Source organism: Micrococcus sp. Mcc28 (genome assembly GCF_024519775.1).
GTDB lineage: Bacteria > Actinomycetota > Actinomycetes > Actinomycetales > Micrococcaceae > Micrococcus > Micrococcus luteus.
Map to the genome: position 1 here is coordinate 26,567 of NZ_JALJRH010000020.1, position 9,068 is coordinate 35,634.

Consider the following 9,068-nt stretch of genomic DNA (forward strand, 5'->3'; position numbering starts at 1 on the left):
TCCTAGGGTCCGGTGCGGACGCTCGAGGGCGGGCGGACGGTGTGAGCCGTGATCTCGGGCGCGCCGTCGGGGTTGGGGCCGTCCGCGGCCGTGAGGGCCAGCGTGCCGTGCAGGTCCGTGCGGGCCACCGGCCCGAGGCGGCCGAGCGCGTCCACCGTGGCCCGGTGAGGGTGGCCGTACGGGTTGTCGGCGCCCACGGAGACCACGTGCAGGCGGGCGCCGGCCGCGCGCGGCACGGCCGTCCCACCGTTGCGGGCCCCGTGGTGGGCGACCTTGAGCACGTCCACGCGCGGCGGTGCGGCGGCATCGGACCGGCGCCCCGCGACCCACGCCGCGGAGGCGTCCTCCTCCATGTCGCCGGTGACCAGCGTCGTGACCGGACCGGCCCCGCTCTCGACGGTGACCAGCACCTGCGCGGAGGCGTCGTTCTCCTCGGGGGCCCGCGCGTCGGCGAGCAGCACATGCCACCGCACCGGCCCGGCCGTGCCCGTCGCACCGGTGCGGAGCCGTGCCGCGTCGGCGGGCGGGTCGACGCCCTCCGCCTCCCCGCCGCGCCCTCCCCTGCCCTGCCCCGGTGCGTCCCGGGTCGCGTAGTGCACCGCCCCGGGGGAGGCGCGGTCGACCACGCCGGCCAGCCCCCCGGCGTGGTCGGCGTGCAGGTGGGTGAGCAGCACGGCGTCCACCCGGTCGACGTCGAGGTCGTCGAGGCAGCGACGAGCGAGCCCCGGCTCGGGCCCGACGTCGACGACGACCCCCGCGCGCGGGCCGGACCGGAACACGGCCATGTCCCCCTGGCCGACGTCGCAGAACGCCACCGCCCAGTCCGGCGGGGCCGCGCCCGAGGCCCGCGGCACGAGGACCGCCCCGACCGCACCCGTGGTGGCCGCGGCCAGCGCGGCGGCGAGCACGACCAGGGCGGGGAGGCGCTCGCGGGTCCGCGGCGCGCTGCGGCCGACACGCCGCACCGGGGCGGCCCGGCGGCGTTCGAGCAGGAGCACGGCGGCGAATCCGAGGAGCGTCGCGGCAACCAGCAGGACGCCCAGCCCGGCGCCGAGGGCTCCGGCCGGCCACGGACGCAGCGCCCCGGGCAGGGAGGCGCTGGTGTGGGCGACCCACCCGATCCAGGCCGCGGGCCACTGGATCACGGCGACGAGGGCGGCGGCGATCCCCGGCGCGGGCAGGGCGAGGGCCGCGGCGAGGGTGCCCAGGACGGTCACGGGCGGCACGGCCGGGGCGGCCAGCAGATTGGCCGGCACCGCGTAGGCCGACACCTCACCGGTCATGGCCAGGATGATCGGCTGGCAGGCCAGGTGGGCGGCCACGGTCACCGCGAGCGACGCCGAGAGCCACCGCGCCACGACGTCGGGCAGCACCCGGCCGAGCCCGGCGTGCAGCGCACGGTCGAGGGGCGCGCCGCCCAGGACGATGCCCGCGGTCGCGGCCAGGGAGAGGTGGAAGGCCGGTTCCACGGCGAGGGCCGGCACCGCGACGAGCAGGGCCGTGCCGCCCACCGTCAGGAGTCCGAACGCCTGCCGCGCGCGGCCGAAGAACACCGCGAGGGCGCCGAGGGCGCCCATCACGGCCGCCCGGAGCACGGACGGCTCCGGCCCCACCACGACCACGAACACCCCGAGGACCGCCAGCCCGGCGCTGAGGACCACCGCCCGGTGCACCCGCGCGCAGCGCAGGGTGATCGCGACCGCGCCGAGGATCATGGCCACGTTGGCCCCGGACACGGCAGACAGGTGCGACAGGCCCGAGGCCTTCATGGCGTCGTCGAGGGCGGCCCCCTGGGCGGAGCGGTCGCCCAGCACCAGCCCCGGGATGAGCTCCGGCGCCGCGCCGACCGTGCGCTCCGCGGACTGACGGAATGCGGCGCGCAGCGCCTCCCGCCGAGGCGGGCCCGGGCCGCCGTCGGTGGCCCCGCCCGCCGTCTCCACCCCGCCGGGGCAGGGTCCCGGCTGCGGGGCGGCCGCGGCGGCCAGGAACACGGTGGAGCCGGACCTCGACGGCCGGGCCACGACGCACACCCGCGATCCCGGCCCGCCGCCGGGGGCCGCCGTTCCGTCCGACGGCGCGGCGATCGTCGCGGGCGGTGCGCCCCCGCCCGTGAGTCGGGCCGTCACGGCCGCCTCGGGGGCCCGCGGCGGATGACCGAACGTCTCGACCCGCACGGGCACGCTCCAGCGCGGGCCGAAGGTCGCCTCGCTCCGGGTGGCGGGCCCGTCCAGGGTCAGCTCGAGCCGCAGCGGTGAGCCGGCGTGCACCGCGCCGGTCCAACCGCTGGCGCTGGCCGCGGCGGCGGGCCCGGCCGAGTGCTGCAGCATCAGGGCCGCGGCTACGCCGGCCAGCGCCGTCGCGGTGGCCACGCCCCGTATCCGACCGGTCGAGCGGGCGGCCCCCAGGACGGCGGCCGCGGCGACGGCCAACCCGGTGAGGGCCGCCGCCGAGCGGGCCGGGGCGTCCCAGGCGACGCCGAGGATCCCGAGGGTCAGGCAGGCGAGCAGGGCGGGCACCCACCGGGCCTCGAGCGGGCCGGGCACCTCGCGGTGGCGGGCGCGGCGGTCCATGGGATCGCTGGACGGACCCGGGGCCGGGCTCACCACGAGACGTGGTCACGCAGCCGGTCGAGCGTGGCCGGGCCGATGCCGGGCACCGCGTCCAGGTCCGGCAGGCCGGTGAACGGGCCGACCGTCTCGCGGTGGGCGATGATCTTCTCCGCCGTGGCGGGGCCGACGCCGGGCAGGGTCTGCAGCTCCGTGGCGTCGGCGGTGTTCAGGTCCACGGTGTCGCCGGACTCGGCGCCGCCCGGCTCGCCTCCGGCACCGGCCCTGCCCGTGGTCGGCGTGGGCTGCGCCTGCGCGGCCCCGGCCACCCGGTCCAGGGCGTCCTGCGGCGTGTGGGCGGAGGGGACGAGGACCTGTTGGCCGTCGTCCAGCGGGGCCGCGAGGTTGATGCGCTCCGCCCGGGCGTGCCGGGTCGTGCCGCCGGCGGCGCGCACGGCGTCGGCCACCCGGGAGCCCGGCGCGAGGCTGACCACACCCGGCCGGGCGACCTCGCCCACCACGTGCACCCGCAGCGGGGTGGACCCGGCGGGGCCGGACGCCTCCCCCGACGGCCCCGCCTCCGGCGTCCGCGCGTCGGTGCCCGCCGCCGACGGGGCGGTGGAGGGAGCGTCGGTCTGCGGGATGCCCGCACCGGCCGCGGCCGCCGGGATCGCCGAAGGCGGCGCCGGGGTGGTCAACCAGGCCACCGCCCACCAGGCCGCGGCGGCGACGAGCAGCACCGTGACCGCCAGCAGGGCCGGCCGCCACCGCAGCACCGGGCCCCGGGGCGGGGTGCGCTCCCACCGGGACGCGGCGTGCGGGCTGGCCGTGTCGACGTCGGGGACGGCCGAGGGCGCGGGGTCCGGGGCGAAGGCGGGCGGATCGTCGCAGAGGCGGTGGCTGGGGCTCATGCGGGCAGTCTGCGTCCCCGCGTCTGAGCCGGGCGCGTCCCGCACCCGGCTTGGGGATCACCATCGCGCTCCAGGGCGGTGTGCAGGAACGGACGCGCCCGTCTCCTCAGCGCTCCCGCACGGGCGGCCTCAGTCCCCCGAGCCCCCCGTGGGCGATTCCAGCGGGCAGATCACCACACCCAGGGCGCCCAGGCCCAGGTGCGCGGCGAGCACGGCGGGCAGCTCGACGACGGGCACGGGGGTGGTGGAGATCGGCTGGAGCCGCTCCGCGAGCTGCACGGCCGTCTCGGGGTCGCCGTACGCGTGCACGGCGATCCGCACCGGGTCCCCGCCGGCCCGCTCGGTCGCGAGCTCCACGAGCCGGTCGACGGCCCGGGCCGCGGAGCGCGGGCGGTCGACCAGGCCGATCGCGCCGTCGTCGACGGCCATGACGGGGCGCACCTGCAGCAGCGTGCCCAGCAGCGAGGCCAGCCCGCTGATCCGCCCGCCCCGGCGCAGCTGCTCGAGGCTGGGCACCGTGAACAGCACGTGGCTGGAGTCCACGGTGGCCTCGAGCCGCTCGCGGATGCGGGCCACGGGCATGCCCACCCCCGCGTCCACGGCGGCGTCCACCACGGCCATGCCCAGCGCGAAGCCCACGGTGCGCGAGTCCACCACGGTCACCGGGCGCTCGGCGTCCGCGGCGGCCAGGCGTGCGGCCTCCACGGTGCCGGAGAGCTCGCCGGACAGGTGGACGGAGAGGATGCGTGCGTAGCCGGCGCGGGCCAGCTCGGCGTAGGCCGTCCGGAACGCGCCCGGCGAGGGCCGTGAGGTGCGCACCGGGGTGCCGGCGGCCAGGGCCAGCGGCAGCTCCAGCGCGAGCTCGTCCGTGCCCTCCGTGTGGATCTGCTCGCCCACCATGACGGGCAGCGCCACCTGGCGGATCCCGGCGGCCAGACCGTGTCCGAGGACGGCGCCGGGCAGGGCCGCGGCCGAGTCCGTGACGACGGCCGTGCGGTCCCGGCGGGGCGGGCGCAGCCCGTAGCGTGCCCGCCCGGCCAGCTGGGAGCGGCGGGAGCGCAGGCGGGCGAGCGCGTCGTCGCGCCACTGCTCGATGCTCGCCACGGCCTGCCTCCTCTCCCCCGGCCCGGTCGGGGCCGGTCTCACGCGGTCAGCGGATCACCAGGTTCACGAGCTTGGGCTCGCGCACGATCACCTTGACGATCTCGGCGTCCCCGATGAAGTTCCGCACCTTCTGCGACGCGCGGGCGCGCGCCTCGAGGTCCTCGGCGGTGATGTCCGCGGGCACCTCGAGGGTGTCGCGGACCTTGCCCTTGACCTGGACGACGGCCGTGACGGTGTCCTCGACCAGCAGCGCCTCGTCCACCGCGGGCCAGCCGGCGCGGACCACGGAGGGCTCGTGGCCCAGGAGGACCCACATGTCCTCGGCCGTGTACGGCGCCACGAGGGAGATCAGCACGGCCACGGCCTCGGCGGCCTCGCGGACGGCGGGGTCGGCCGCGCCGGCGCCCGCGTCGATCTCCTTGCGGGCCGCGTTGACCAGCTCCATCGTCTTGGCGACGACCACGTTGAACTTGCCGTCGTCCAGCAGCTGCTGGGCCTCGTGCACGGTCCGGTGCGTCACCCGGCGCAGGGTCACGGCCCCGTCCGCCGGGTCCGTGCCGGCCGGGGCGCCCGTCGCGCGGACGTCGCGGGCCAGGCGCCACGCGCGGGCCAGGAACTTGCCGGCGGCCCCCGGGGCGACGTCGGCCCAGTCCACGTCGTCCTCGGGCGGCGAGGCGAACACCATGGTCAGGCGCACGGCGTCGACGCCGAACTCGTCCAGCTGGTCGCCCAGGTCCACGCCGTTGCCCAGCGACTTGGACATGGCCTTGCCGCCGTTGAGCACCTGGCCCTGGTTGAGCAGGGCGCGGAACGGCTCGGTGAAGGGCACCAGGCCGAGGTCGTGCAGGGCCTTGGTGAAGAAGCGGGCATACAGCAGGTGCAGGATCGCGTGCTCCACGCCGCCCACGTACTGGTCCACGGGCAGCCAGCGGCGCAGGGCCTCGGGGTCGAAGACGCGGGCGTCGTCGTTCGGGGACGCGTAGCGGAGCATGTACCAGGACGAGTCCACGAACGTGTCCATGGTGTCGGTGTCCCGTCGCGCGGGGCCGCCGCACTGCGGGCAGTCCACCTCGACCCACGACGTCGCCGCGGCCAGGGGCGACTGGCCCTTGGGGGCGAGCTGCTCGCCCTTGAGGTCGGTCGGCAGGGTGACCGGCAGCTGGTCCTCCGGCACGAGCACCTCGCCGCAGTCCGGGCAGTGGACCACGGGGATCGGGGTGCCCCAGAAGCGCTGACGGGAGAGCAGCCAGTCGCGCAGCCGGTACGTGGTGGTGCCCCGGCCGGTGCCGCGCTCCTGCACGATCTCGATGGCCCGCGCGATGGCCGCGGTCTTGTCCAGGCCGTCGAGCTCCCCGGAGTTCACCAGGATGCCCTCGCCGGTCGTCGCGACGCCGGAGACCGCCGGGTCCTCCTCGCCGGTGTCCAGCACGGTGCGCACGGGCAGGCCCATGGCGCGGGCGAAGTCGAGGTCGCGCTGGTCGTGGGCCGGCACGGCCATGATGGCGCCCGTGCCGTAGTCGGCCAGCACGTAGTCCGAGGCCCAGATCGGCAGACGCTCACCGGTCAGCGGGTTCACGGCGTGGCGGCCCAGGAACACGCCGCTCTTCGGGCGGTCCGTGGCCTGGCGGTCGATGTCCGAGACCTTCTTCAGGTCCTCCCGGTACGCCTCGAGTTCGGCCCGCACGTCATCGCCGGCGAGCTCGGCGGCCAGCGGGGCGTCGGCGGCGACCACCATGAAGGTCGCGCCGTGCAGCGTGTCCGGCCGGGTGGTGAAGACCGTGACGACGGGGCCGTCCTCGACCTGGAAGTCGACGTGGGCGCCCTCGGAGCGGCCGATCCAGTTGCGCTGCATGGCGAGCACGCGCTCGGGCCAGTGGCCGGTGAGCTGGTCCATGTCGTCCAGCAGCGCGTCCGCGTACTCGGTGATGCGGAAGTACCACTGGTTCAGGGTCCGCTTGGTGACCTCGGTGCCGCAGCGCTCGCAGCGGCCGTCCACGACCTGCTCGTTGGCGAGCACCGTCTGGTCCTGGGGGCACCAGTTGACCGGGGAGTCCTTCCGGTACGCCAGGCCCCTGCGGTACAGCTGCTGGAACAGCCACTGGGTCCACCGGTAGTACTCGGGGTCCGAGGTGTGCAGCTCACGGGACCAGTCCACGGCGATGCCGTACCGCTGGAAGGAGCGCTTCTGCGTCTCGATGTTCGCGTAGGTCCACTCGGCCGGGTGGGCGTCGCGCTTGATGGCGGCGTTCTCGGCCGGCAGGCCGAAGGAGTCCCAGCCGATGGGATGCAGCACGTCGAAGCCGCGCTGCATCCAGTGGCGCGCGACGACGTCGCCCATCGCGAACGCCTCGGCGTGCCCCATGTGCAGGTCGCCCGACGGGTACGGGAACATGTCGACCACGGTGCGGGTCTCGGAGCCGTCCTCGCGCGGGGCGAACGTCCCGGCCTGCTCCCAGTACCCGGCCCAGCGGGCCTCCACGTCACGGAACGAGTACTCCGCGTCGGCGGGGATGCTGGGGGTGGCCGGCACGGCGCTGTCGGGGGTCTGGCTCACGGCGGTTCGAGTCCTCACGCAGTCGGGATGGAGCGCCGGCCCTCGGGCGGCGCGGACGGGGCCGGCGGCACGGCCGGCCACCCCATCCTACGGCGACGGCGCCCCGGCCCGGCCGCAGGGCCGCTCCGAGACGCCGTGCCCGGCCGGGCAGGCGCGTTCAGGCGGAGTGGCTGCCGCCTGCCGGACGCTCGGGCCCGGCGTCGGGACCGGGATGCACCTCGTCGGGGGTGACCGCGTCGTCCTCCTCCAGCACCTGGGCGACCTCGTCCTCGAGGGCCTCCGTCACCGCGCCTGGGGCCGCCACGGAGTCCCCGACCGCCTCCTGCAGCTGCACGGCGTGCTGGGCCGTGAAGGTCTTCTCCGGATGCTCACGCAGGCGGAGCAGCGCGAGCAGGCGCAGACGCAGCCCCGACTCGGCGGAGATCTGCCGGCGGTGGGTGAGCCACCAGACGAGGAGCACGAGCGCGAGCACGATCCCCAGGTGGCCCAGCGCCGGGTAGACGACGTTCATCAGGTCGCCGAAGCCGACGAAGCTCACCGCGAAGGCCAGCAGCGTGACGCCGGCGAACACGGGCCGGTAGCGGCCCGGGCGGTCGGCCGTGAGGCGGCGTCCCAGCGCGTAGAACATGCCGATCGCGGTGTTGAAGATCATCAGGTAGATCACCACGACCATCGCCCAGCCCAGCCAGGGCGCGATCGAGGCGAACAGCCGCAGCATGGGGACGTCGGCGCGGCCGATCTCGGCGTAGCCGAGGTAGAGCAGCGTGGAGGCCATCAGGAGCAGGGCGGTGTACATCAGGCCACCGGTGAGGCCGCCGAGGAACGCCTCCCGGGGGTGGGTGATGGACCCGCCGATCACGAGGCACATGGACACGGCCATCACGACGACGAGGCCGAAGTAGTTGACCGAGGACAGCCACCACGGGTCCACCGGCGTGGTGGCCTGGACGGCGAGGGACTCGTGGGCGGTGAAGCCGCCGTCGCGGGTGACCAGGACGTGGACGAACCCGGCCACGACCGCGACGACCACCAGGGGCGTGATCAGGGAGATGATCGCGGAGACCTTCTCCACGTCCAGCATGCCCGTCACGAGCACGAGCAGGGTCATCAGGGTGGAGCCCGCCCACGTCGGCCAGCCGAACTGCTGGGCGAGCGTCGAGCCTGCCCCGGCGAGCATGACGACGCCGATCGCGAAGAGCGTCACCGTCACCACGACGTCCAGGATCCGGGCCATCACGGGGTGCGAGACGCTGCGGAAGACGACCTTGTGGTCGGCCGCGAGGAACACGCTGCCCAGCTGGAGGATGACGGCGCCGCCGGCGGTGACGAGCAGGCCGGCCAGTCCCGCGCCCACGATGCCGATCCAGCCGAAGCCGACGAAGTACTGGATGACTTCGGCGCCGGTGGCGAAGCCGGCGCCGACGAGCAGACCGACGAAGGCGAGGGCGATCTTCAGGGATCTGAGGGCGACGGGGTGCTGCACGCATGGACCTTTCGTGGGGGACGGGGTGCGCCCGTCCGGGCCCCGGGACCGAGGACGGGCCGGAGTACGGTAGGCACGCGCGCGCCATCGTGGCCAGGACCAGGCGTCGCCGGGTTCCGGGCAGCGTGGCCTCAGGCCCGCCCCAGGGCCGCCCTCCCGTTGGTACGCCGCGGTCGCGATCAGGCCGAGCATCTCGGCGGACCCCGTCCCCGCGTCCAGCGGAGACGAGGCGCCACGGCGTCGGCGGTCGAAGGCCTGGCTAGGTGTTGTGGGTCATGAGGTTCTTGCCACGAGGCGCCGGCTGAGATGAGACGAGTGGGCCCCCCCCGCAGGATGGAAGTTCCTCAACAACCCACCTGCCAGAAGAGACCCACTCATGACTCACGCTAACGCACCCCTGACCCCGACCGGCCGACTCAGGATGGTCCACCGCCACCTGCACGACGGGATCCCGCAAGCACACGTGGCCG

The 9,068-nt window shown here is 75.8% G+C and carries 5 protein-coding genes; all 5 read right to left on the minus strand.

The window, feature by feature from the left end; translation table 11 throughout:
• Positions 1-2: 2 nt before the first annotated feature.
• Positions 3-2,570: a ComEC/Rec2 family competence protein gene (locus tag NR073_RS09975; protein WP_134377191.1), complete on the minus strand. Its 2,568-nt coding sequence runs from the start codon at positions 2,568-2,570 to the stop codon at positions 3-5.
• Positions 2,571-2,599: 29 nt separating this feature from the next.
• Positions 2,600-3,457 carry a ComEA family DNA-binding protein gene (locus NR073_RS09980; protein ID WP_134377192.1) on the minus strand — a complete coding sequence of 286 codons (858 nt, stop codon included), beginning with the start codon at positions 3,455-3,457 and terminating at the stop codon, positions 2,600-2,602.
• 129 nt (positions 3,458-3,586) lie between these two features.
• The gene (locus NR073_RS09985; protein ID WP_134377193.1) at positions 3,587-4,561 is read right to left on the minus strand and encodes a DegV family protein; all 975 of its coding nucleotides are present in this window, start codon (positions 4,559-4,561) and stop codon (positions 3,587-3,589) included.
• Positions 4,562-4,607: 46 nt separating this feature from the next.
• A complete protein-coding gene (leuS, locus tag NR073_RS09990; protein ID WP_134377194.1) occupies positions 4,608-7,115 on the minus strand; it encodes a leucine--tRNA ligase in 2,508 nt (835 codons plus the stop codon).
• Between the two features lie 157 nt (positions 7,116-7,272).
• Positions 7,273-8,598, minus strand: coding sequence for a membrane protein (locus NR073_RS09995; RefSeq protein ID WP_044659806.1), 1,326 nt, complete (start codon positions 8,596-8,598; stop codon positions 7,273-7,275).
• Positions 8,599-9,068 lie beyond the last annotated feature (470 nt).